Here is a 25948-nt window from a genome sequence, read left to right as displayed (position 1 = left end):
GCTGCTTATCATCTCTAAGCACGTTTTTCTTCAAATGCCTTAATCGCATCTTCTTCTAAAAGCGTCAGTGCGATATCGTCCCAGCCGTTAAGAAGCTTTTCCTTATGGTAAGCTGGAATATCAAAGGAAACAACCGTGCCATCTGCATCTGTAATTCTCTGATTTTCTAGATCAACATCCAGGGTTAAACCATCTTCCGCTTTTTTCATCCATTGCTGCACCTGTTCTTCATTCATCTTTATTACTAATATGCCGTTTTTCAACGAATTATTATAAAAAATATCGGCAAAGTCCGGAGCAATAATTACTTTAAATCCGTAATCCTCCAATGCCCATGGTGCATGCTCACGGGAGGAGCCGCAGCCAAAATTATCGCCTGCTAAAAGCACTGTAGCATTTTCATATTTTGGCTGATTTAAAACAAAATCATCACGTAAGTTCCCGTCATCGTCAAAACGCCAATGGAAAAATAAAAATTCACCAAAGCCGGTGCGTTCAATTCGTTTTAAAAATTGCTTCGGTATAATCTGATCTGTATCTACGTTACTGCGATTTAACGGAGCAGCAATTCCTTTATGCTCTTTAAAAGCTTCCATCATCTACTCCTCCTAACTCGGTACTCCAACATATTTTCTCACGTCTACAAAATGTCCTTCAATTGCTGCTGCAGCCGCCATTTCTGGACTTACCAAGTGTGTGCGCGCTCCATTTCCTTGTCTTCCTTCAAAGTTCCGGTTTGACGTCGATGCACATCTGCCGCCAGCAGGGACAATATCATCATTCATTCCCAGACACATACTGCAGCCTGAATTTCTCCACTCAAATCCGGCATCTATAAAGATTTTATCAAGGCCGATTTCCTCCGCCTGCTGTTTTACCAAAAATGATCCAGGTACCACGATTGCTTTAATACCGTCTTTTACCTTCTTGCCTTCTACAATTTTCGAGGCTTTTTTCAGGTCGCTCAGTCGGGAATTCGTACAAGAGCCAATAAAGACATGATCGACATGAATCGATGTGATCGGCTGATTTTCTTCTAAATCCATATAGGTCAGAGCACGTTCTACTTCGTCCGGATACTCCGAGTCGGCAATTGTCGGTGTAGAAGCATTGACTGGAACGCCCATTCCAGGGTTTGTTCCCCAAGTTACCTGTGGTTCAATTTCGTCTGCATAGATGGTAACGGTATGATCAAATTCTGCACCTTCATCTGTTGCCAGTGCTAACCATTCTTCTGCTAAAGCTTCAAAAGCTTCTCCTTCTGGAACCATTTCACGGCCGCGAAGGAATTCTACGGTTGTTTCATCCGGACTGATTAAACCGGCACGTGCGCCAGCTTCAATGGACATATTACAAACCGTCATTCTCTCTTCCATCGTTAATTTACGAATGGCGTCACCAGTGTATTCCATTACATATCCTGTTCCAAAACGAACGCCGAATTTTGCAATAATCGCCAGAATCAAATCTTTCGCTGTCACTCCAACACCTAAATCTCCAACGACTTGAACATTCAATGTTTTAGGTTTGTCTTGCCAGATTGTCTGTGTTGCCAAAACATGCTCTACTTCGCTGGTTCCAATCCCAAATGCAAATGCTCCAAATGCTCCATGTGTGGATGTATGGCTATCCCCGCAAACAATGGTTTTTCCCGGTTGGGTTAAACCTAACTGCGGTCCAATGATATGGACAATCCCTTGATCCGGATGATACATATCCGCCAGCTTCACGCCAAAATCGGCACAATTCTTTTTTAGAGCTTCCATTTGTTTTTTGGAAATTTCGTCCTTCATGTTTTCTCTGTTAATAGTTGGAACGTTGTGATCCATTGTAGCAAAGGTTAAATCCGGACGCCTTACCTTTCGTCCATTCAGCCTTAAACCTTCAAACGCCTGCGGAGACGTTACCTCATGAACAAGATGCTGGTCGATATATAAAAGAGCCGGCTTTCCTTCCTCTTCTTTTACAACATGCTTATTCCAAATTTTTTCAAATGCTGTCAAAGCCTTTCCCAATTTCTACACCTCCGAAACGATACATATCATCCTTAAAATAGTTCAACTTCCTTATACATAAGAGCTACAAATTGAATCAGAAATACACTTTGTCGTTAAATTTTCGATAATCGCTTCTGTTATTTCATCTGTACTCAATTGTTTGCCATCTTTAATTTTTAAATCTGCTGTATGATAGCCCTGCTCCAGGCAATCCATCACCGCGGATTCGATTGCTTTCGCTTCTTCCTGCATCCCCAGGGAGTATTCCAGCATTAATGCCGTGGATAAAATCATGCCGATTGGATTCGCAATCCCTTTTCCAGCGATATCAGGAGCTGAACCATGGACCGGCTCATACATTCCTAAACCGTCTGTGCGGACACTTGCTGATGGAAGCATGCCAAGCGATCCTGTCAGAACCGAAGCTTCATCGCTTAAAATGTCGCCAAATAAATTCTCTGTGACAACTACATCAAATCCGCTTGGATTGGTAATCAGCTTCATTGCAGCGGCATCTACCAGCAAATGCTCTACTTCTACATCTGGATAATCAGCTGCTTTTTCATTCACGATTTCTCTCCAGACCCGGCTGGATTCTAATACATTTGCTTTATCCACCGAAGTTAAATGCTTATTACGTATTTGTGCAGACTCAAAGCCCTTTTCTACGATTCTTTCAATCTCGTGTCTCGAATAAGCGAGTGTATCTACCACGTCTTCTCCATTGTTTCTGCGTTCACTAGGTTCGCCGAAATACAAACCGCCAGTCAATTCACGGACAATCATCATATCAGAATCTTTGACAATTTCTTCTTTTAAAGGAGAGGCATGTAACAGGGGCGGGAATGTCTTCACAGGGCGCAGATTTGCAAATAAGCCTAAGCCTTTGCGAATTCCCAGTAACCCTTTTTCCGGTCTGAATTCCGGCGGCTGATTATCCCATTTAGGACCTCCCACTGACCCGAGCAAGACAGCATCTGCTTCGTTACATGCATGAAGTGTATCATCTGGCAATGGCACACCATAACGGTCAAGAGCATCTCCGCCAATTGCACACTCCTGGAGAATAAACCGATGATGATATTCACTTTCAATCGCTGCGAGTACCTTTTTTGCTGACTCCATAATTTCTTTACCAATTCCATCTCCAGGTAACAGGACAATTTTCTTTTCCATTATTATTTCTCCTTCTTCTTACTCGTGAACGAGCTGTTTAATAGTAGTATTCTTTTGAACAAAGTAACATTTCACCGCTTGAACAAATGCATTTATGGAAGTTTGTCGAAACACGTCGCATCTCCTGCAAATCATTCGGCATCTCCAAACTCCCCTTTTACCTAAGAAAGCCTGTTTACACCTGTTTCGACAATTTCCTCAGGTGCCTGGTGTCTTCTTTTGATTGATACGCGCTATATACAAACAGGGCTGCAAGGAAGATCTGGATAGCTGGTTTCATACGTCCATTGAAGGAGGCTGGAAATCCAGCCTCCTTCCAATCCATCTTCTATTTTTTCAAGCTGCTTAGATTATTAGTTTAAATCAACTCTGGGTGACTGCTCACCATCTTTAAGAGCCGTATCAAAAAACTTAATTTTGAGCGTGTGCTTTTTCATTTTTTTCCGTTACATCGTTAATTGGTTTTTTAACAAATGGCATTAAAGCACGCAGTTCTCTCCCAACAACTTCAATTTGATGTTGATTTTCACGACGGTTGATTGCGTTAAACTGCGGACGGCCTGTTTGGTTTTCGGAAATCCAGCCTTTCGCAAAGGTACCATTTTGGATATCAGAAAGAATATCCTTCATACGCTCTTTTGTTCCTTCATCAACAACTCGAGGTCCAGATACGAAGTCGCCCCATTGTGCTGTATCGGAGATAGAATAACGCATGTTTTCTAATCCACCTTCATAAAGCAGGTCAACGATTAGTTTTAATTCATGCAGACACTCAAAGTATGCTACTTCCGGCTGATAGCCTGCTTCTGTCAATGTTTCAAATCCTGCTTTTACAAGTGCAGTAGCTCCACCGCACAGTACAGCCTGTTCTCCGAATAGATCTGTTTCTGTTTCTTCCTGGAAGCTGGTTTCCAATACGCCTGCTCTTGCTGCGCCGATACCATAAGAGTAAGCAAGTGCTACTTCTTTTGCATTTCCAGTGTAATCTTGTTCCACGCCGTATAATCCTGGTACACCGGCTCCTTCTTCATACGTGCGTCGTACTAAATGTCCAGGTCCTTTTGGTGCTGCTAAGAATACATCTACATTTGAAGGAGGCACGATTTGTGTAAAGTGGATATTAAATCCATGAGCAAATGCTAATGCATTTCCTTCCTGCAAGTTATCCTTGATGCTTTCTTCATATACTTTTGGCTGCATTTCATCTGGAAGTAATACCATTACTAAATCAGCCTGAGCTGTTGCTTCTGCTACTGAAAATACTTCAAAACCGTCTGCTTCTGCTTTTTGCTGTGACTTTCCTGGACGCAAGCCGACGATAACATCAAATCCCGAATCTCTTAAGTTCATTGCATGTGCATGACCTTGTGAACCATATCCAATAATTGCGATTTTTTTATCTCTTAGTACCTCTTGATTGATATCCTTGTTGTATAATACTTTTGCCATAATGTAATCTCCCTCTCATCTTTGTCTATTATTATAATTATTTATTATCCATGGGCTGACATATTGTTCAGCTCACTAAAACCTTGTTCAGGTTGATAACCTCTTGGAAATGCTGTTAATCCTGTTTTTGTTAAATCTTTGATGCCATATGGCCGCAGCAGTCCAATCAATGCATCGACTTTTTCCGGCTTGCCGGTAACCTGTATCATCAGGCTGTCTTTGCTGATATCAATCACATCTGCACGGAATGCCGTAATCAGTGTCATAATTTCAGGTCTCGTCTGATTGTTCGCGACCACTTTTACTAAAGCGAGTTCTCTAGTCACAATGGCTTTATCTGTGACATCTAAAACCTTAATGACATCGATTTGTTTATTCAGCTGCTTCGTTAATTGCTCCAGCTTCTGCTTATCCGAAATTTCGACAACAAATGTCATTTTGGAAATACCTTTTACATCCGAAGCGCCGACAGAAATACTTTCAATATTGAACTGGCGTCTGTGGAGCATGCCAGTGATTCGATTTAATACCCCGCCGCGATCTTGAACGGTGGCAATGATTATCCGTTTCATTTTATTTTGTCACCCCAATCATTTCGTGCATTCCTTTGCCTGGTGCAATCATCGGGTATACACATGTCTGTCTTTCAATCCGGCAGTCAATAACAACCGGGCCATCATGCGAGAAAGCTTCCTCCAGCGCATCTGGAACATTCTTTTCATCCTCTACACGCATTCCTTTGATTCCATAACTCTCTGCCAGTTTCACAAAATCAGGGTTTTCTGAAAATAAGGAATGAGAGTAACGTTCTTCATAAAATGTTTCCTGCCACTGTCTTACCATTCCAAGTGCTTCATTATTCAGAATAACCACTTTTACTGGCAAATTCTGTGTTTTCAAGATAGACAGCTCCTGCAATGTCATTTGAAAACCGCCATCTCCTACGATAGAGATAACCATCTTATCCGGCTTGGCGATTTGTGCGCCGATTGCTGCAGGAAAACCAAAGCCCATCGTGCCAAGCCCTCCAGAAGTCACCCAATTATCCGGGTTCTTGAAGGTGTAGAACTGAGCTGCCCACATTTGATGCTGTCCTACATCGGTTGTCACAACCGCTTCTCCATTCGACTTTTCATATACCTGCTCGATTAGCCATTGCGGGCTGATTGGGTTATCCTCGCGGTTGTACCATAACGGATATTCTTTTTGATTCTTCTTGATTTTATCTAACCAGGCTGTATAATCTCCGCGGTTTACTTCCTGCTGCAGAAGTACGTTCAACGCCTGTTTCGCATCTGCTACGATTGGGATTGCTGTTTCAACGTTTTTCCCTATTTCAGCTGGGTCAATATCGATATGAGCTACTTTTGCATTAGGAGCAAAATGCTGCAGATTTCCAGTCAATCGATCATCAAACCGTGCTCCGATATTGATAAGCAAGTCGCTTTCATAAATGGCTCTATTTGCTGCATACGTTCCATGCATTCCACCCATGCCAAGCGACAGGTTATCTCCGCCGGGATAGCTTCCCAGTCCCAGCAGTGTCGTGACAACCGGAATCTCCCAATTGTTGACAAATTGCTTTAACTCTTCTGTTGCTCCTGCAATTAAAATTCCTGCTCCAGCGAGTATGACCGGCTTTTCTGCTTTGCTTAGTTCATCCGTTACTTTTGAGATTTGCATCGGGTTCGGATAAACTGTCGGCTGATAGCCCGGCAAATAAAAATCATCCTCGTAATCATTGATTGTTACAGTTTCGGAAATACTTTTAGGAATGTCAATAACTACCGGACCTGGTCTCCCTGTTGTTGCAACATGAAATGCCTCGTTCACGATTCTCGGCAAGTCCGCGATATCATTTACCTGGTAATTATACTTTGTAACTGGTGTCGTGATTCCCATGACATCTGCTTCCTGAAAAGCATCTGTTCCAATAACCTGTTTCGCAACCTGTCCCGTGAATACAACTAATGGAATCGAATCCATCATAGCATCTGTAATTCCTGTAATTAAATTCGTTGCCCCCGGGCCTGATGTTGCAATAACAACACCTGGTTTCCCTGACACTCTTGCATAACCTTCCGCCGCATGTATGGAGCCTTGCTCATGTCGCGAAAGTACATGCTTGAAGGTTGTATCGTTACGGTGCAGCGCATCATAAATTGGTAAAACAGCACCCCCCGGGTAACCAAACACTACTTCAACACCTGCTTTTTCCAATGCCTGAACTAACAAATCAGACCCTGTGACCAAATTACTCTTCACTTCCACCCCTTGATTTGCATTAACTTTCACAACAATGCCCCTCCTTTTTCTTTTGAAAACGTGCCATTCACCACGCTTTCGGATGAATGATTGTGTTACACAAACGGAATACGCTGATATTTTCCTATTTGCTAAAAAAACTGAAATTTTCAATTAAACTAACTATTTGTCATGCGATTGGTTTCGGGTTTTTACGAAAATAATTAAAAAAGACCCTTTTCCCCCCATGTACATGCTTTCTTATCATGTATGGGGCGAAAAGGATCTGCTTTTCACGGTACCACCCAGTTTTACAAAGTTCTTTCAAACTTTGCCTCAATAGCTGCTAGAGCTATGTTTGATAACAGGTACATAGATTACCATGCACCTGGTCACATATAATTGGAATATTCCTTTCCATGTGACACTCAGGGACGATGTCGGAATAAGTAGCTATTCTGGGCTTCCAGCACCCCCAGATCTCTGTGAAAGCTATGGTCTTTTCCTTTTTTCCCGTCAACGTATTTAATATATTGGTGAAGTAATAACTTCTTGATATTTTAAAAATGTTTCGTTAAGAAATATCTTATATTGCGAACAATCATATCTTGTTTCTGTATGATAGTCAATAGTATTTTGTAATTTTTTTAATAATTCTATTTAGTCTGATTTTATGTATGCGTTTACATTGCTGATATATATTGTCATCGTACTTTTTGTTAAAATTAGATTACAGCTTATTTTTCTTAGGTTAGATACTTTGGCAAAGTGCTTATACTGCTGCTTCAAGCCGGCCATCCTAACAAATTAATTTAAATCCCGCTCCATTTAAACATGAAGAACCTCCATCAGATGATAATCGAATCACCTGATGAAGGTTCTATAAATTTAATTATGTTAATCACGATTCAAATAGTCAGTGACAGCACCTTTAGAAGAACATTTTACATTATGTGCGTATTTGCCTAAGATACCTTTTTTATATAATTCCGGCGCTTCCCATGCTTTACGACGCTTGTCCAATTCTTCATCAGACAGATCCACAAAGATTTCCTTCGTGGATGAATCGATAGTGATACTGTCGCCTTCTTCAAGGAGTGCGATTGGTCCGCCAGATTGTGCTTCCGGAGAGATATGTCCTACTACTAAACCATGTGTGCCCCCAGAAAAACGTCCATCTGTCAGCAATGCTACGGTTTCTCCCATTCCTTTCCCGACTAGAATACTGGAAATAGAAAGCATTTCCGGCATCCCTGGTGCGCCTTTTGGACCTACATAACGGATAATAAGTACATCGCCGTCTTTAATTTCATTATTCATCACGGCTTTTGTTGCTTCTGCTTCGGTATTAAATACGCGTGCAGGACCGGTATGTCTGGTTACTTTCACTCCGGATACTTTTGCTACCGCGCCTGTTGGAGAAAGGTTCCCTTTTAGAACAATCAAAGGTCCATCTTCTCTTTTTGGTTCATTTAATGGCATAATTACTTTTTGACCTTCTTTTAATGATGGTGCATCCTCTAAATTCTCTTTAATAGTTTTCCCAGTAACCGTCATACAGTCTCCATGCAGATAGCCATTTTCATAAAGCATTTTCATTACTGCCTGGACACCGCCAACATTGTGAAGATCCTGGAATACAAATTGCCCGCTTGGCTTTAAATCAGCAAGATGCGGCACTTTTTCCTGAAGACGGTTAAAGTCGTCTATGGTTAAGTCCACTTCTGCTGCATGAGCAACTGCCAGCAAGTGAAGAATAGCATTCGTAGAGCCGCCTAGTGCCATCACAACAGTAATCGCATTTTCAAAAGCCTCTTTAGTCATTATATCTTTTGGATAGATTCCTTTTTCCAACAATGTTCTGATGGCTTCCCCTGCTGCTTCCACATCGGCAAGTTTTTCCTGTGATTCTGCCGGATTGGAAGAGCTTCCCGGTAAGCTTAATCCCATGGCTTCTGCTGCGGAAGCCATTGTATTTGCGGTATACATCCCGCCGCATGCCCCTGCGCCCGGACAGGCATGACATTCAATCCGATTCATCTGTTTATCATCGATTTTCCCTGCATTATGCTGCCCGACACCTTCAAATACAGAAACAATATCAATGTCTTTTCCATCAAGATTTCCAGGTGCAATGGTTCCGCCATATACAAAAATTGCCGGAACCTCTGCATTGGCAATTGCCATCATACATCCAGGGATATTCTTATCACAAGCGCCTATCGCAACAAGACCGTCTAAATTTTCTGCCCCGACAACTGTTTCGATGGAGTCAGCAATCAAATCTCTGCTAGGAAGAGAATAGCGCATTCCCTGTGTTCCCATAGAAATACCGTCAGATACGGTGATTGTGTTAAAAATTAACGGCACACCGTCAACTTTTCTAACTCCTTTTTTAGCAACTAAAGCTAAATCATTCAAATGGATATTACACGGCGTTACCTCTGCCCATGTACTGGCAACTCCGACCATCGGTTTTTTAAAATCCTCATCGGTCACCCCGACTGCACGTAGCATCGCCCTATTAGGAGCTCGCATGGTGCCGTCAAAAGCTTTACTTTTTATCCTTAAATCTTTCTCCATTTTTACACCTTCCTTTTTCGACTATTATAGGTATAATATTCGCATAGTTCAATTTATTTAGTGTTTTTTCTTTTTTATAAACATCCTGGAAAGCGATTTCTATGCCGGAATGAACGGGTTTTAAATTTTTTAATGTCTCTCCTTAACGACAATTCTCTTCTCTGCTGCGCCCATATAATATGTAACTTTATATTGACAATACGGTTGAGGTTGCTATATTGGTAAGAAATACTTTTTCATATGAATCTGCATTTTTAAATACTTTTATGTTAAAATATCCGTATGTTATTAATTGGATATCGACAAACATCCGTTTTTAACCTCACAAAAGTATCTTAACCTTATAAAAAATGTTACATTGTTTGCCAATAAAACATTTTAAAGACATTGTATTTTTTTATAAAACTGGATTCTTGAAAAGTTGCTATCATATCCAATAATACCAGTTTGGTACTTATTGATATTCCATTTATTAAATTCATTTTAAAGGAGCTTACCATTCATGCTAAAAGATCAGCACATTCTAAGAATACCTGGGCCGAGTCCTATCCCTCCAAGTGTAGGGCGCGCAATGAACCAGACTATGATCGGTCACCGCGGGAAAGAAACGAAAGAATTATTAGAACGGATTCTTCCAAAGCTAAAATCTGTATTTGGAACGAAGCAGGATGTGATTCCTGTTGCCGGGAGCGGGACAGCAGGTTTAGAAATGGCTGTCAGCAACGCTGCACACCCGGGAGATGATGTTCTTGTTATCGTCAGCGGAGCATTTGGTGATCGTTTTGCAAAAATATGCGATGCTTTTCAATTAAAGCTGCACCGAATTGATGTGGAATGGGGAGATACAATTGACCCTCAAGCCGTTCAAGAATATTTACAAGCACATCCGGAAATCAAGGTAGTCTTTGCTACATATTGTGAAACCTCTACCGGTATTTTAAATCCAATTGAGCAGCTTGCCAAAACCGTACATGAATCTTCTGATGCTCTTTTCGTTGTGGATGGTGTGTCCTGCCTGGGCGGCGTGGAAGCTAACATGGACGAATGGGGTGTGGACATTTATGTAACAGGTTCGCAAAAGGCATTTATGCTGCCGGCCGGTTTAATGTTCATTGCAGCAAGCGAGCGTGCCTGGAAGGTTATTGAAGACAATCCGCAGCCGCGCTTCTATTTAGATATGCGCGTTTACCGGAAAAACTTAGAAAAAGTATCTACACCGTATACACCTGCGCTTTCCCTTTTATTTGGACTCGATCAAGTTCTGAATCTGCTGGAAGAGGAAGGCCTGGAAAATGTGTACCGCCGGCATATCGTTATGCGTGATATGACAAGAGCTGCTTTTAAAGCACTGGATATTCCTTTACTGGCAGCAGATGAAGATGCTTCTCCAACCGTAACAGCGGTCCGGCCGGCTGACTTTGATTCAGAGGCGCTCCGTTCTGCAGTCAAGGAACAGTTCAATTTAACCATGGCCGGCGGACAGCAGCACCTGAAAGGATCGATTTTCCGTGTCGGGCACATGGGCTATTGCTCTCCTGCTGACGTGCTGCAAACAATCAGCTTAATCGAAATCGGTCTTGTGAAAATCGGAAAAGATATCCAGCTTGGCAAAGGGGTTCAGGCTGCCCAAGAAATTTATTTGCAACAGGAGGAAAAGTAACTCATGACATATCGTGTATTAGTCAGTGATCCATTAAGTGACGAAGGAATTAAACCATTAAGAGAAATCGAAAATATAGAGATTGTTAAAAATCCAGGCTGGGATGAAGCAGCGCTCTTAGAAAATATCGACCAATTCGATGCTTTACTCGTTCGCAGCCAGACACAGGTTACACGTCCTTTACTGGAAAAAGCATCCCGCTTGAAAATTGTCGGACGTGCCGGAGTCGGCGTAGATAATATTGATTTGGAAGCAGCAACAGAAAATGGAATTATTGTCGTAAATGCACCGAACGGAAATACCAATTCTGCTGCTGAGCATACTGTGGCCATGATTATGTCCCTGTCCAGAAATATCCCGCAGGCTTTCTATGCTTTAAAACAAAAGCAATGGGACCGCAAACGTTTTGTCGGTGTGGAATTAAAACAAAAAACACTGGGCGTTGTAGGGCTGGGAAGAATTGGTGCCGAAGTAGCGAAACGCGCCAAAGGACAGCGCATGAATGTAGTTGCTTATGACCCATTCTTAACCGATGAAAAAGCAGAGCGGATGGGAATAACAAATGCTACGTTAGAGGAAGTGCTTCGAGCGGGTGATTTCATTACAGTGCATACACCGCTGTTAAAAGAAACAAAACATCTAATTAACGCAGAAGCCTTTGAATTGATGAAGGATGGCGTACAAATTGTTAACTGCGCCCGCGGCGGAATTATTGATGAGGATGCTTTGTATGACGCGATTGTTTCTGGAAAAGTAGCGGGTGCGGCATTGGATGTATTTGAGCAGGAGCCTTTTACAGAACATAAATTACTCACCCTGCCAGAGGTTGTGGCAACACCGCATTTAGGCGCCAGCACAATCGAAGCGCAAGAGATTGTAGCCATCGATGTCAGCCATGATGTTATCCGCTTCTTAGAAGGTAAAGCAGTCCGCCACCCAGTGAACATGCCTTCTATCCCTAGTGAAGCAATGCATCAAATCGAGCCTTATTTCTATTTAGCGGAAAAACTGGGTACATTTATTATCGATTTAGCAAATGAAGTCATAAATGACATTCGTATTACGTACTCCGGCGAATTAAGTGACATCGAAACAGGTCCGGTCACTCGCAATGCAGTGAAAGGTATCCTGAAACGATTCCTCGGCAGCCGTGTAAATGATGTCAACGCATTATACTTGGCGGATCGTAAAGGAATTACTGTCAGCGAAAGCAAAACATCGGCACAAAAAGGATTTACAAATCTGATTACGATAGAAGTAACTGGACCTTCCGGAAGCAGAAAAGTTGCCGGAACACTATTAAACGGTCTCGGAGCACGCCTTGTCCGTGTTGATGGCTATCAGGTGGATGCGACTCCAGAAGGACATATGGTTGTTATCCAGCATATTGACCAGCCTGGTGTTATCGGACGCATGGGAAGTGCATTTGCAGAGCATAATATCAACATTGCTACCATGCAGGTGGATCGTTCAGATGTAGGTGGAAATGCCATTATGCTGCTGACCATTGATCGTCATTTAGAAGATAAAGCTCTTTCCGAAATTGCATTATTAGACGAAATTAAATCTGTTACTGCGATTGATTTGTAAAATATATTAAAAAAACCGTTTGAACCATGGCGTGCAGCTGTGTTCAAACGGTTTTTTTATGGATAAAATTCCTTTATAAATTAAGGGTCCAGACATTCCCCCCCAATTAAGATTGCAGGATATTTTTTAACTCCGTAAGTGATTTGATTTCATAGGCTGGTTCGATGTCCGTCCTATTTTCTGCATCAAATCGATTCAACCAGACAGAATCAATACCTGTCCGATTAGCTCCAATAATATCTGTATTCAAATTATCACCGACCATGACTGCCTCTTCCGGATCAATAGCGAGATGCTGTAAAACATGATGAAATATCTCCGGATCTGGTTTTCCTGTTCCGATATCTCCAGAGATAAAAATTTTCTCGAAATAAGGAGGTAATTCAGATGAAATCTCTAATTTAAGGTTTTGGAGACTTGGCGAACCATTTGTAACCAAAGCAAGGCGATAATCCTTTCCCAGCTCTGTAAGAACAGACAAAGCATCCTCAAATAAATGCGGGCTCTCTATCCGATATGATCTAAAAGCCTCTGCCAATTTTTTAGCAAGTTCCGGCAGATCCGCCCCAGTATCTTTTAACCCCTCCAGCCAGGCTTTCTCCTGGTATACAGGAGCTATTTCCCGCAGCTTGCGGAACTCCTCCCCCGGGTCTTCAAACGTTGCCCACAGACCTTCAAATGGATTGATGCCAATTTTTTGTGTATAGGCATAGGTCGGGTAAGAAGCATATAATTCTCTTGCCCTCGTACGAACATTTTTTTCCAATTCAACCGGATTAGTACCTGCTTCCTTTTCCGCCAGCCGACATGTTAAATCAAAAGCATCCTGTACACTTTTTTTGTCCCATAAGATTGTATCGTCCAAATCAAATAATACCATTTTTTTCATTATTCATTTCCTCACTTTTCCATTTTAATCGTACCCGTAATCATAATTTAATAAATTAATTTAAAATTTAGTCTTGCTAAAATCTTTGATATGTCTTATGATATATAGAAATTTAATCAATGGCAAGGAGACTTTTGATATGGAAGAACAAACTATTCGCGTGCAGCGTTGTGAGACAAAAAAAGAAAAGCCACAGGATGATCAATTAAGTTTTGGGAAGATTTTCACGGACCATATGTTTGTGATGGATTATTCAGAACCGTTAGGGTGGCATAATGCGAGCATTGTACCATATCAACCACTACAAATTGAACCTTCTGCAATGGTATTCCACTATGCACAGTCTGTTTTTGAAGGTTTAAAAGCCTATCGTACGGATAACGGAAGCATTGAATTATTTCGTCCAGAGAAAAACATGGAACGTTTAAACAGATCAAATGATCGTTTATGTATCCCTCCGATTGACGAAGAATTTGCTTTAAAAGCCATTAAACAACTGGTTTCAATTGATCGTGATTGGGTCCCTCATACAGAAGGTACATCGCTATATATTCGCCCGTTTATTATTTCAACAGAAACTTACATCGGCGTGTCTGCATCTACACGCTATAAATTTATTGTCATTTTATCACCGGTAGGCGCTTATTATAAAGAAGGCATCAACCCGGTAAAAATTGCAGTAGAAGATGAATATGTACGTACCGTAAAAGGCGGTACCGGCGAAGCGAAAACAGGAGGAAACTATGCTGCAAGCTTAAAAGCACAGGAGCTGGTTGCTCAAACTGGTTATACGCAGGTTCTCTGGCTGGACGGTGTAGAAAAGAAATATATTGAAGAAGTTGGAAGCATGAATGTTTTCTTCAAAATCAACGGTGAAGTAATCACACCTAAACTGAACGGCAGCATCCTTTCCGGAATTACACGTTCCAGCGTCATCGAGCTGTTACAGCACTGGGATATCCCGGTGGTTGAAAAACGCATTTCTATCGAAGAATTGTATGAAGCTTACCAAAGAGGAGAATTAGAAGAAGCATTCGGTTCTGGTACAGCTGCAGTTATCTCTCCGATCGGCGAATTAAAATGGGGAGATAAACAACTGATTATCAACGATGGAAAAACAGGAGATATCTCGAAAAAAGTCTACGATACGATTACAGGTATTCAATATGGCCATATGGAAGATCCATTTAACTGGATGCAAAATATTGAAACCGAAAGTCCTGTAAAGCATTAATATTGAAAAACCAGACTGGAAAAATCCAGCCTGGTTTTTTTAGTTTCATAATATAAAACGAAACTTCATTCAGTGGGCGTTTTTGCTTTTCTCCCGCTGAATTAGCCTAAGTGATTCAGGGAGTTAGCGTCCGTTATCTCCCGTCTAAATAAATTTATTTTCGTTCTTTATTTTGAGGCGGGAGTTTTACGGACGATTCTCCGTGATAATCAATAATTATCTGATGCTGTATACGTTTTTAGAGCTTTCTTTACAGTAATTTATTACCTGCAGATTGCCATAATTGATACCATTCTTCTCTCTTCAACGTAATATCCGCTGCTTTTACCATTTCCGACAAACGTTTTGGAGTCATCGTTCCAATAATTGTTTGAATATTCGCAGGATGACGCAAAATCCATGCTATTGCTATCGTCTCACGGGCAACACCATATTTTTCTCCAAGTTTGTCCAGCTCTTTATTTAATTCCGGATAAGCATCCCGATCCATAATAAACCCGCCGAAGAAACCGTAACGGAGCGGGGACCAGGCCTGAATTGTCATATTATTTATCTGGCTATAATCAATCACTCCGCCATCTAAATCCTTTGCCTGATCAAAGGCCGTATTTGCATATAATCCCTGATCAATCATACCGGAATTTGTAACACTTAACTGTAACTGATTAGCCACGAGATCCTGCTCCACATATTTTTTTAATAACTCGATTTGACGCGGCCGGAAGTTACTTACCCCAAAATGCCGGACTTTCCCGCTTTTTTCTAACTCTGAAAATGCTTCTGCCACTTCTTCCGGCTCCATCAGCGCGTCCGGACGGTGAATCAAAAATACATCTAAGTAATCTGTCTTCAAACGCTTTAAGCTTTCTTCAACAGATGAAATCAAATATTCCTTGGAAGAATCATAAAATCCGTTACGGATGCCTGCTTTCGACTGAATTATCATTTTTTCGCGAATAGCGGGGCTCATATTAATCGCATCCGCAAATACCGATTCAGACTTTCCTTTTCCGTAGATATCTGCATGGTCAAAAAAATCGATTCCATGATCCAATGCATTATGAATCACTTTATTCGCTTGCTCTTTCGTACTTTGCTGCATCACCATACATCCTAAAGAAATGACTGGAACAGATAATTCGCTGTTTCCCAATTGTATACGCTTCATAATAATTCCCTCCCTGCTTTCTATTTTATCACAAGCTTCGACATTCCCGATAATAATCCGAGCTTGTTTTACTTTTTTCTTTATGGGAAATCAAGAACGTCAATGAATCTTTAAAACATCGGTGTTCTTGCCAAAGAGAGGTCCGCTACGACGGGTTTCGATGGGACGAGTAATCGCAAAAGCTCTTCGATGGGGCGAGTAATCGCAGTCCCAGTCCCAGTCCCAGTGTGAAGACCGCGCAGAAAAAAAGCGAACTTCTTTTTTCTACCCGCTGGGCATAAGTGCGACTTTGCTTCTGTCTGCGCCTGACGGCTTGCCAATCAGCAAGTCTTCTTTTCACCCGCTGGGCATAAGTGCGACTTTGCTTCTGTCTGCGCCTGACGGCTTGCCAATCAGCAAGTCTTCTTTAAAGGAGATGAGCTCGGGGCCCATGGAAAGCGTAGTGTTTTCCACAACGGTCGCATTAACCTGACAATGTTGAAGATTACTCCCTCAATGAAACCCATTGGAGCGAATATATTCAGCATTTTTTTATATACTTTCCTATTCTACAAGAAAAACCTGTGGTGAGAAGGAGTTTCTCACCACAGGTTTTTCTATTCAGAACATTAGAGCGGGTAAATTTTCAAGCTGAAAGTCAGGTTATTTTTTCCGATTCGCAATGCTGCCCTCAGCCATTTGAATCATTCGTTTAACCATCTCACCGCCGACCGCACCGTTTTCACGAGCAGTCGTGTCAGCTCCTAAATTCACATGCATTTCATCAGCGATTTCCTCTTTCATCTGATTCACTGCACGTTCTGCTTGCGGTACTAACAACGCATTTCTTCGTTTGTCAGCCACCAGAGACCCTCCTCTTTTATTCAAAAGCAAGTATCATACTTGCTTGCTCCTATCTTGTGCAGAACGTTATAAACTATACAAGAAGTTTTAGCATAAGTGCTGGAAATTGTACATATGTATATCAAGGTGATTAAAAAAAGCTGAAAGCATTTTTAAGGAGGAACTACTTGATGTTAAAAGCAGATTACAGTATGGATATTAACCTGCCTCAATCAGACGTATGGCGTTATTTAGAAGATTGGTCTAATTGGGCGAAGCAGGTGCCCGGTTATCAAACACATAAGAACATATCCCCGACAGACTCGATTTGGGAGCTTCACGGAAAAGCAGGCTCCATTACTAAGGATGTAAAGCTCTATGTCAAAATCATAGAAATAACATCTCCGTCTACCGTTCAATTTCGGGTTCGTGATTCAGAAGACCGTTGTTTAGGAAGCGGCTGTTTTGAGCTTTCCCAGCTTTCTTCCCGTTCCTCCACACTGACCTGTCTATTAGAGCTTGAATTAAAAGGTTTAACAGGTAAAATAAGCGCACCATTGATTGGCTCCCTCCTTCCCGGCTTGTTGGAAAAGTTTGTCCAGCGAATTGCAAAGCCTCTGACAGAAGCGGATTCTGTTGCTTTACCACTTTAAAGCTATGCTGTTTACTCTTATTCTCAACAGTGATACATTTATATAGGTCTAATTATCATTGTCGGGAAAGGAACATAGCACATGGTTAACGCAAAACAATCGCATGCATGGAAGCAATATGCCTATATTATTATTGGAGCAACCATTGTCGGACTATCCTATAATATTTTCTTCCTGCCAGCACGATTAGCTGCTGGAGGTCTGTCCGGAATCAGCACGATATTATTTGAATTATATACGATTAATCCAGCACTCAGCCAATTTATCATTAATATCCCTATTTTTATTATTGGATGGATTACTTTAGGGAAGGATTTCAGCCTAAAAACATTGATTGGAACGTTTTGGGTTCCATTTGTCATTTTTTTATCAGGAGATATTCCGATTACAGTGACCAATCCATTTCTGAGCGCACTTTACGGCGGACTTATTCTTGGTGCGGGATTAGGGATTGTATATAAAGGAAATGGTTCTACCGGGGGTACAGCAGCTATTGCCCAAATTGTGAAGAAATTCACTGGTATTTCCAGCGGCTACTCGCAATTTATCGTAGATGGACTCGTTGTGATTACTTCGATTTTTGTATTCAGCTTCGAACTGACACTGTTTGCATTAATGGCAATTTATATCAGCGGTAAAGCAATAGATATTGTCCAATTACGAACATCCGCAACGAAGCTGGTAATGATTATCACGGATGAGGAAGAAAAAGTACAGCAGCTTATTCAGAACGGTATTGACCGGGGTCTTACGAAAATCCGTTCTGTCGGCGGTTATACGAAATTGGATAAAACCATGATACTGGTGGTGGCACAGCAGGCGGAAGCAGTTAAGCTGAAGAAATTATTACAGGAAGAAACACCTGACGCTTTCACTATTTTTATCAGTGCATCCGAAATTCTCGGGAGAGGCTTCTCACTCGATAAATACGATGGACAAAAATTTTAAAACAGGAATGGAAAGAGCCAGAATATCCGGATATTCTGGCTCTTTTGCTATTTATATGGTTTTTTCTATGCCGGCAGCATATTCATTATATTTTGATAAGCAAAACCTCTGACCTGCTCCTCTGAATAATGTTTTTGCAGTTCATTCAGCAAATACGTATAGCCCGAGGCGTCCGGAATATGATCAATATAACAGCTGATGCCGTCAAAGTCTGATCCAAAACCAATATTCTTTTCTCCGCCAAGAGCACAGACATGATCAATATGCTCCAAAAGGTCAGCAACCGTTGCTGTTTCTGCCCCTTTTTTCAAGAAGACCGGATAGAGCGCAAAATGAATAGGCGCTTTTTTTTCAATCAATGCTTTCAACTGGTCATCGTATAGGTTTCTTGGATGCTCACAAATTGCCCGAGCGTTTGAATGCGAAGCAATTGGATAATCAGCCAGCTCCACCACATCCCAAAATGCTCGAACAGAAAGATGAGATACATCTGTCAAAACATTATTCGCATTATTTAACTGGACTACTTCCTTGCCTAATCTGGTAAGTCCGGCTCCCCGGGGTTCTTCAGCGCCATCAGCACATAGATTTGCCGGATTCCATGTCAATCCAACAGATTTAACTCCCATTTGGTAAAGCGTCTTTAGTTTTTCAAGATCATTGCCAATTGCTTCGGCTCCTTCTAACGTCAATACGGCACCAATCTCATCGGAAGCAAGCGAATGAATATCCTTCCAGTTTTGAATAAACCGTACCTTCTCATTCTTTCCCACAATTTCTTCATGAAAAATGGCTGCCTGCTCTTGCGCATACTTCCACTGATCTGTTGTCGCCACATTTTCCGGATCAACAAAAATCGCAAAGAACTGGACCGCAACATTTCCCGCTTCTAACAGCTTCAGATTCGTTTCTATCTCCGGCGCATCTCGAAAATCAAGCTTTCTTTGCTCCAAGCGTGCTGTCTGTAATTTAAGCAGTGCGTCACAATGCGTATCAATTACCTTCATGCTGTCTCCCTCACTTAAAAGAATTATTATATTCTTTCTGTCTTAACTCCACACGCCGAATTTTACCAGAGGATGTTTTCGGCAATTCAGAAACAAATTCAATTTTTCGCGGATACTTATATGGTGCGATTTCATGCTTTACATAGCTCTGCAGGGCTGCAACTACTTCGCTATTTCCAATAATATTATCTTGTAAAATAACAAATGCCTTTACAACATTGCCTCTTACCGGGTCTGGGCTGGCAACGACAGCACATTCTTTCACATCCGGATGTTTTACGAGCGTATCCTCCACTTCAAAAGGTCCAATCGTATAGCCGGAGCTGATAATAATATCATCGCTTCTTCCTTCAAACCAGAAATAACCGTCCTCATCCATGCTTGCCTGGTCTCCGGTAACATAATAATCTCCGCGCTGTGTTCTTTTCGTTTTTTCCTCGTCTTTATAATACCCTTTAAACAAAGCAGCTGTATCAAGCGGAATGGCAATATCTCCAACCTCACCAGTTTTCACCAGCTTCCCGTCTTCATCAATAATAACGACATCATTTCCCGGAGTTGGTTTCCCCATTGAACCCGAGCGTACTTCCATCCCTTTTAAGAATCCGAGCAGCAAGGTACTTTCTGTCTGCCCGTAACCATCTCTGACTGTCACATCAAAATGATGTCTGAACTTATCAATCACTTCACGGTTTAAAGGTTCTCCGGCAGAAACTGTGCTATGCAGTGCATTCAAATTGTAATCATCTAAATTAGAAAGCTTCGCCATTAAACGGTACTCTGTCGGCGTACAGCAAAGCACATTAACCTGATGCTTTTCCAGCAGCTCCAAATATTTTGCTGCATCGAATCTTCCTGAATAGACAAACGCTGTTGCTCCCATCCCCATAATGGATAAAAATGGACTCCATACCCATTTCTGCCATCCGGGTGCAGCAGTTGCCCAAACTGTATCGCCATCTTGAATACTGAGCCAATAACGAGGAGCAGAGGACATATGTGCAAATCCCCAGCCATGAGAATGAATAACTGCCTTTGGATTTCCTGTTGTTCCGGATGTATAAGATAAAATGGCAATATCGTCTCTTGATGTTTCTACCGTTTCTAACTGATCAGAAGCTGCTGCTTTTTCTTTATCAATTGATACCCAGTCTTCTATCTCTTTTCCCACACTGAATTTAGCAAGCTGCTCATACTCTACAACTCTTTTAAACTCTTCCACACATGCTTCTGTCGCAACAACTGCATCAATTTCGCCATGTGAGATACGAAATTGCAAATCCTTGGTCCGCAGCATCTCAGAGCTTGGTATAATAATCATTCCTGTTTTTAAGGCTGCAATATATAGTTCATACGCTTCAATACAGCGCGGCAGCATAATCATTATTTTATCTCCGCGTTTTAAACCGTGATTTAACAGGATATTCCCTGCCTTATTTGCATTCTTTATCAGATTCGTATACGTGATTTCTTTTATATCTCCATTTTCTTCTTCTAAAATAACCGCTTTTCTTCCTTCATCTGCAGCATATTTTTCAAATTCAGAAGTAATATTATATAATGCAGGTGCAATCAAATCTGATTTTTTCATCTTATTCCTCCTCAAATTAGTACCTCGTACTATACGTTAGTCATTATATCAAGAAATAAGAACAAGTTCAAAAGGATTTAAATTTTCTGATAGGATTAAAGGTATAAAATTCTTCCTTCTCTCTTTTAGACAGCTAAAATTATATCCCTCTGTAAATAATGGTGTATGATAATAATTAAAAGGGAATAGTAACAGGAGGGAGTGTTGCTGATGTCAGCATTTAATGAGAAAGATTTCGATAAAGCTTATAATGAGGAAACGAAAAAAATAAATAAACAGCTCGATAAAGATATTATTTTCGCCATGATTGGGGACATCAATACGGGAAAATCATCTACCATTAACCAGCTTATTGGTGATGATGTCGCCAAAGTCGGTGCACGTCCTGGAGAAACGATTGGTATTGATAAATATGTATACCGGGACAAAATTATTTTCGCAGATACGCCCGGGCTTGATGATATCAACCACACTAATTCGGAAGAAACCTTTCGCTTTTACCGCGAAGCAGATGTCATTTTATTTTTCCTAAACGCAGCTGGAACAGTTTTTTCAGAAGGGGAAAGAAAGTCATTTGAAACCATCAGAAAAGAAAATAAGCAGATTGTTTTTATTTTAAATAAAATTGATGCAGCAGATGATATCCCGGCTCTCGTTCAATATGTGAAGGAGCATACGTCAAAACGTTATCCGGTTATCCCGATTTCCTCCCGGACCGGAGAGAATATTGATAAATTACGGAATGAGATATTAGAAATCCTGAAAAAAAAAGAAAAGGAAATTCAATTCGCAAGACTTATTAAAGAAAAGTCGCAGACGGCGAACAAATGGATTTTAGGCGCTTCGGCCTCAGCAACTGCTGTCGGAGCAACACCGCTTCCTGGATCAGATTTTATTCCATTGACAGGAATCCAAGTCGGGTTAATGATTAGACTGGCAACCTTATATGAAAAACCATTATCCAAAAAGAAAGCAAAGGAGCTGACAATTGCCACGATTACTGGTAATATCGGCAAAACTATCTTTCGTCAGGTCTCCAAATTTGTTCCTGGTGCAGGCTCTGTCATCGGCGGAAGTGTTGCAGGCGGGATGACACTTGCGATGGGGTATTCGGTGAAATATGCTTATGAAAATAATATTGAATTGAATGCAGAGACGTTGAAGTCTCTTTACAGTTATTTTTATAAAAGAGGGAAACAGGAGGAGAAGGAAGAAAAGGACTAAAAAATAGAATAAAGAAAAGGAAAAGAACGATTGCTTCTAATCTGCGAAGCAATCGTTCTTTTCCTCTATTATGGCGATATACTTACCCCTCAAACTCGCTCTTTAAAATAGAATATATTTTAATGTCCTCTTGTTTCCCTTTTCTCCGCATCGACTTTCTCAATGTTCCTTCATAGATCATCCCTGTTTTTTCCATTAATTTATAGGAAGCTTCATTTTTCGGATGGCATCTTGCATGAATCCGCTCCAGTTTCACTTCTTCAAAACCAAAACGAACGATTTCCTGAACAGCTTCTGTTCCAATTCCCTTTCGCCAATATTTTCTAGAAAGCGCATAGGCGAGCTCGGCAGAATAATGCTTTTGATTCCAAGATAAGTCAATGGTGCCGATAACACGATTGTTTTCCTTCCAGACAATGACCCACGTTGCTCCCATATGACGTTCGTTACTAGCTAATATGAACTCTATAAAGCCTTCCGTATCCGCAAGCGTCTGATGCGCTCTCCAGGTCAGATATGTTGTTAGATTTAGGTCAGAAGCATAATCAAAAATATCCTGCAAATCTGTTTTCTCTACATTCCTTAAAATGAGCCGGTCCGTTTTCAATACTGGAAATGGATTAAACGGATTATTATTCACTTCCTCTCCTCCCTCTTCACGTAAAAAATTAGTACAATTATATCCAAAAACAATCGTGTTTCCAAGTACTTTCTATATTACGAAATAGGAGACAAAACTAAAATGGATAACGAAAGAGACTCTTTCCTGTGTAGGTGCGAAAATAAAAGGCTGGCCAACTATCTAACCAGCCTTCACCCTATTCAAATCCGCTGCTTATGCATTTCCTTCCCATCATACGTATACAGTGTTTCTTTTCCTTCAATAATTGTTTCTAAATGCACGGCTCTTCCCCATAATTGATAGACATATGGTAAAACATGCTCCAAATATTTAATATCCAGCTCAATACCTTCAAAACCATGCCGCAGATAGAGCTCTCCATTACGAAGATAGTCGCCATTTTCTACAGTAATATATGGAAAACCGCCGTTTACACGCTGAGAAACAAGCTGATCGCGTACTTCTACATAATCCTTTTCTGTAATCCGATAATCTCTTCCTTTTTTCTCAAAAAGATACATATCCTCTTTTGCGACCAATTCCTTCGTTAAATAGTTGCGGATAAAGGAAATATCAGACTCCATTTCCCTTACTTCAAAAATTTTATCTCTTCCTTTATTCGGTTCACATCCATTTCTTATCATTTCTTCCGTTGGATTATTATAACGCTCCTCAATATCCTCAAAGATTTTTATTCCTAAATAATATGGATTAATGGATGTCCGGGACGGCTGCACCACGCCGGCATTCAATTTTGCATATTCTAACGTTTCCGAGGAGGTTAAATCTAATTCCCGCATTATGCGCTGATGCCAATAGGATGCCCAGCCTTCATTCATTACCTTCGTTTCTAACTGCGGCCAGAAATAAAGCATTTCCTCGCGCATCATCGTTAATACGTCACGCTGCCAGTCTTCCAGTTCTCTGCTGTATTCTTCAATAAATAATAATAAGTCCTTTTCTGGAAAGGGGGGAATTTTCTTTTGTCTTTTTACCTTTTTCGTCTGCGAGCTTTTGCCACGCTGATCTAAACTCCACAGATCATCGTACTCACCGCGTTTTTTGTGAGTGTCCTCCTCTATCATATCATCCGCTGCTTTGGGTGGCAGTTTAAACCGGACAATTGAAGGATCAATATGCTCCTGAATCGATAAAATTGCATCTAAAAAGCTCTCCACCTCTTCTTTTCCATGCACCATTTCATAATGGGCGATACGCTCTGCTGTTGCTGTCATACTTTCCACCATATCCTTGCGCGTATTTGCAAAGCGGATATTATTCTTAAAGAAATCACAATGCGCCAGAACATGGGCAATAATCAGCTTATTTTGAATCAGGCTGTTCGTATTTAACAAAAAGGCATAACAAGGATCCGAATTGATTACCAGCTCATAAATTTGGCTCAGGCCTAAATCATATTGCAGCTTCATCTTATGGAATTGCTTACCAAAGCTCCAATGGGTAAAACGTGTCGGCATCCCATAAGCGCCAAATGTATAAATAATATCCGCCGGGCAAACCTCATAGCGCATCGGATAAAAATCCAGACCAAACCCTTTGGCTACCTCCGTAATTTCTTCGATAGCTTTTGTTAACTCCTTTGTTTCGCTCAAGTAGATTCCTCCCTTTATTCAGCTACTATTAGTCTATGTCCTCTGAATAAAATCTTGCCATTCCTATAAAACAGCTCAAAGATTAGTATATTTCTTTGAGCTGTTCGTTTTATTTTCTATATGCGTGCTGCTGTCTTTTGAAAAAAGCTTTTCATCGCATGATAGACATCCGCTTTTTCTTTTAATACATAGTGCTTAAACTTCGGATGGTCAATCGTTTTATAAGCATTCATCAACGTAGAATAGCGGTTATAGCCATTGACTTCTCCGTAACCAAACATATTCGATTTCTCCATCAGCTGATGGACTAACTCAATGCATGTCTTGTTATCTGAGCTAATATTCTCTCCGTCTGAAAAATGAAAAGGATAAATATTATAGCGGGACGGGGGATATTTTTCTTCAATGACCTCCAGCGCTTTATAATACGCAGATGAACAAATCGTTCCGCCGCTCTCTCCTTTAGAGAAAAAAGCCTCTTCTGTCACCACTTTCGCCTCTGTATGGTGAGCAATAAATTCAAATTCAACACTTTCATATTTTGTTTTCAAAAAACGGTTCATCCAGAAAAAGAAGCTGCGGGCTATATACTTCTCAAATGCGCCCATCGAAGCACTTGTATCCATCATCGCCAGGACAACCGCTTTGGAATCGTGCCGGATGACTTCATTCCAGGTCTTAAAACGCAGATCATCGTTATAAATTGGCGTGATTTGTGCCTTTCCATCCCGCGCATTCCGCTTTAATGCGGTTAATATCGTTCGTTTCTTATCTACATTTCCCATTAACCCTTTTTTACGCACATCATTAAATTCGACTTTTTCCGTAATAATCTCTGATTTTTCTTTTTCCTGCAGATTAGGAAGCTCTAATTCTCGGAATAATGCGTCTTCTATCTCTGCAATGGATACTTCCGATTCATAATAATCCTGTCCCGGCTTATCCCCGGCTTTCTTGCCATTGCCGGCTCCCGCCTGCTGCCCGTCTCCAGGCGCGCGTGCGACGACATCTCCAACCTCTGAATCTCCATTTCCTTGCCCTACATGCTTTGATTTTTCATAGTTATATCTGATTTTATATTCATCCAGCGAACGAATCGGGATTTTCACTACATCCTTGCCATTGGACATAATGATATTTTCTTCACTGACCAGGTCAGGCAGGTTTTTCTTGATGGCATCTTTTATTTTCTCATTATGGCGCTGCTGATCCTGATAACCCTTTCGATGGAGAGACCAGTTTTCTTGGGAGACGACGAAATTATGCTCTTGCTCATTGGACACTCGAATCCTCTCCTTATATTTGAATTGTTTCCAATCATCAGTTTATGGTACAAACAGTTTTAGAAACATGCTTTATCTATTGTATGCAAGAGGGGATAAGTTATTGCAGACGGATTAAAAGAATTTGAGGTTTTTAGAAAAGCTTATTTCCTTTTATCAGGTAAGTTAAAAAGTGGTATCCATGTTCATCTGGAT

At 41.0% G+C, this 25948-nt stretch carries 21 protein-coding genes; 6 read left to right on the top strand and 15 right to left on the bottom strand.

The window, feature by feature from the left end; translation table 11 throughout:
* Positions 1–14: 14 nt before the first annotated feature.
* The 7 genes from leuD to ilvD all read right to left on the bottom strand — a co-directional run bounded on the left by leuD (position 15) and on the right by ilvD (position 9449).
* Positions 15–596, bottom strand: coding sequence for a 3-isopropylmalate dehydratase small subunit (gene leuD, locus ACFO3P_RS08315; RefSeq protein WP_289585271.1), 582 nt, complete (start codon positions 594–596; stop codon positions 15–17).
* A 12-nt stretch (positions 597–608) separates the two neighbouring features.
* Positions 609–2015 carry a 3-isopropylmalate dehydratase large subunit gene (gene leuC, locus ACFO3P_RS08310; protein WP_042530031.1) on the bottom strand — a complete coding sequence of 469 codons (1407 nt, stop codon included), beginning with the start codon at positions 2013–2015 and terminating at the stop codon, positions 609–611.
* Between the two features lie 51 nt (positions 2016–2066).
* Positions 2067–3173 (bottom strand): 3-isopropylmalate dehydrogenase, encoded by a 1107-nt coding sequence (gene leuB / locus ACFO3P_RS08305; RefSeq protein ID WP_289585272.1) that lies wholly within the window; start codon positions 3171–3173, stop codon positions 2067–2069.
* Between the two features lie 411 nt (positions 3174–3584).
* On the bottom strand, positions 3585–4622 hold the full coding sequence (gene ilvC / locus ACFO3P_RS08300; protein ID WP_042530028.1) for a ketol-acid reductoisomerase: 1038 nt from the start codon (positions 4620–4622) through the stop codon (positions 3585–3587).
* 44 nt (positions 4623–4666) lie between these two features.
* Positions 4667–5194 (bottom strand): acetolactate synthase small subunit, encoded by a 528-nt coding sequence (gene ilvN, locus ACFO3P_RS08295; protein ID WP_042530026.1) that lies wholly within the window; start codon positions 5192–5194, stop codon positions 4667–4669.
* 1 nt (position 5195) lies between these two features.
* On the bottom strand, positions 5196–6917 hold the full coding sequence (gene ilvB, locus ACFO3P_RS08290) for a biosynthetic-type acetolactate synthase large subunit (RefSeq protein ID WP_193065369.1): 1722 nt from the start codon (positions 6915–6917) through the stop codon (positions 5196–5198).
* 846 nt (positions 6918–7763) lie between these two features.
* Entirely contained in the window at positions 7764–9449 is a 1686-nt protein-coding gene (gene ilvD, locus ACFO3P_RS08285) for a dihydroxy-acid dehydratase (protein WP_256705021.1), read from the bottom strand.
* 502 nt (positions 9450–9951) lie between these two features.
* On the opposite strand from ilvD, the gene ACFO3P_RS08280 reads away from it, so the two are divergent.
* Positions 9952–11109, top strand: coding sequence for a pyridoxal-phosphate-dependent aminotransferase family protein (locus tag ACFO3P_RS08280; RefSeq protein WP_212928349.1), 1158 nt, complete (start codon positions 9952–9954; stop codon positions 11107–11109).
* A 3-nt stretch (positions 11110–11112) separates the two neighbouring features.
* A complete protein-coding gene (serA, locus tag ACFO3P_RS08275; protein ID WP_042530017.1) occupies positions 11113–12699 on the top strand; it encodes a phosphoglycerate dehydrogenase in 1587 nt (528 codons plus the stop codon).
* A gap of 106 nt (positions 12700–12805) precedes the next feature.
* Here the strand turns inward: serA and ACFO3P_RS08270 are convergent, their stop codons facing one another.
* Entirely contained in the window at positions 12806–13588 is a 783-nt protein-coding gene (locus ACFO3P_RS08270; protein WP_212928350.1) for an HAD family hydrolase, read from the bottom strand.
* A 139-nt stretch (positions 13589–13727) separates the two neighbouring features.
* On the opposite strand from ACFO3P_RS08270, the gene ACFO3P_RS08265 reads away from it, so the two are divergent.
* A complete protein-coding gene (locus ACFO3P_RS08265; RefSeq protein ID WP_042530013.1) occupies positions 13728–14822 on the top strand; it encodes a branched-chain amino acid aminotransferase in 1095 nt (364 codons plus the stop codon).
* A 250-nt stretch (positions 14823–15072) separates the two neighbouring features.
* Here the strand turns inward: ACFO3P_RS08265 and ACFO3P_RS08260 are convergent, their stop codons facing one another.
* Both ACFO3P_RS08260 and ACFO3P_RS08255 read right to left on the bottom strand, forming a co-directional pair.
* Positions 15073–15990: an aldo/keto reductase gene (locus tag ACFO3P_RS08260; protein WP_212928351.1), complete on the bottom strand. Its 918-nt coding sequence runs from the start codon at positions 15988–15990 to the stop codon at positions 15073–15075.
* Positions 15991–16632: 642 nt separating this feature from the next.
* Positions 16633–16833 (bottom strand): alpha/beta-type small acid-soluble spore protein, encoded by a 201-nt coding sequence (locus ACFO3P_RS08255; RefSeq protein ID WP_042530005.1) that lies wholly within the window; start codon positions 16831–16833, stop codon positions 16633–16635.
* A 170-nt stretch (positions 16834–17003) separates the two neighbouring features.
* On the opposite strand from ACFO3P_RS08255, the gene ACFO3P_RS08250 reads away from it, so the two are divergent.
* Both ACFO3P_RS08250 and ACFO3P_RS08245 read left to right on the top strand, forming a co-directional pair.
* Positions 17004–17465, top strand: coding sequence for an SRPBCC family protein (locus ACFO3P_RS08250; RefSeq protein ID WP_212928352.1), 462 nt, complete (start codon positions 17004–17006; stop codon positions 17463–17465).
* A gap of 81 nt (positions 17466–17546) precedes the next feature.
* Positions 17547–18413, top strand: coding sequence for a YitT family protein (locus ACFO3P_RS08245; RefSeq protein ID WP_193065277.1), 867 nt, complete (start codon positions 17547–17549; stop codon positions 18411–18413).
* A gap of 65 nt (positions 18414–18478) precedes the next feature.
* Here the strand turns inward: ACFO3P_RS08245 and ACFO3P_RS08240 are convergent, their stop codons facing one another.
* Both ACFO3P_RS08240 and mbcS read right to left on the bottom strand, forming a co-directional pair.
* Positions 18479–19420: a dipeptidase gene (locus tag ACFO3P_RS08240; protein ID WP_289585273.1), complete on the bottom strand. Its 942-nt coding sequence runs from the start codon at positions 19418–19420 to the stop codon at positions 18479–18481.
* Between the two features lie 10 nt (positions 19421–19430).
* On the bottom strand, positions 19431–21011 hold the full coding sequence (mbcS, locus tag ACFO3P_RS08235; RefSeq protein ID WP_289585274.1) for an acyl-CoA synthetase MbcS: 1581 nt from the start codon (positions 21009–21011) through the stop codon (positions 19431–19433).
* A gap of 210 nt (positions 21012–21221) precedes the next feature.
* Between mbcS and ACFO3P_RS08230 the strand changes: the two genes are divergently transcribed.
* The gene (locus ACFO3P_RS08230) at positions 21222–22235 is read left to right on the top strand and encodes a YcjF family protein (protein ID WP_042529995.1); all 1014 of its coding nucleotides are present in this window, start codon (positions 21222–21224) and stop codon (positions 22233–22235) included.
* Positions 22236–22317: 82 nt separating this feature from the next.
* On the opposite strand, the gene ACFO3P_RS08225 is transcribed toward ACFO3P_RS08230, so the two are convergent.
* From ACFO3P_RS08225 to yhbH, 3 genes are all read right to left on the bottom strand, one after another.
* Positions 22318–22875, bottom strand: coding sequence for a GNAT family N-acetyltransferase (locus ACFO3P_RS08225; RefSeq protein WP_212928355.1), 558 nt, complete (start codon positions 22873–22875; stop codon positions 22318–22320).
* 182 nt (positions 22876–23057) lie between these two features.
* Positions 23058–24470 (bottom strand): SpoVR family protein, encoded by a 1413-nt coding sequence (locus tag ACFO3P_RS08220; protein ID WP_374705729.1) that lies wholly within the window; start codon positions 24468–24470, stop codon positions 23058–23060.
* A gap of 116 nt (positions 24471–24586) precedes the next feature.
* A complete protein-coding gene (gene yhbH, locus ACFO3P_RS08215; RefSeq protein ID WP_139089015.1) occupies positions 24587–25753 on the bottom strand; it encodes a sporulation protein YhbH in 1167 nt (388 codons plus the stop codon).
* Positions 25754–25948: the final 195 nt, after the last annotated feature.

Source organism: Oceanobacillus aidingensis, from assembly GCF_042654105.1.
In the GTDB taxonomy this organism is placed as follows: Bacteria; Bacillota; Bacilli; order Bacillales; family Amphibacillaceae; genus Oceanobacillus; species Oceanobacillus oncorhynchi.
The sequence above is the reverse complement of the archived record's forward strand: the minus strand, read 5'-3'. Positions and strand labels throughout refer to the sequence as shown.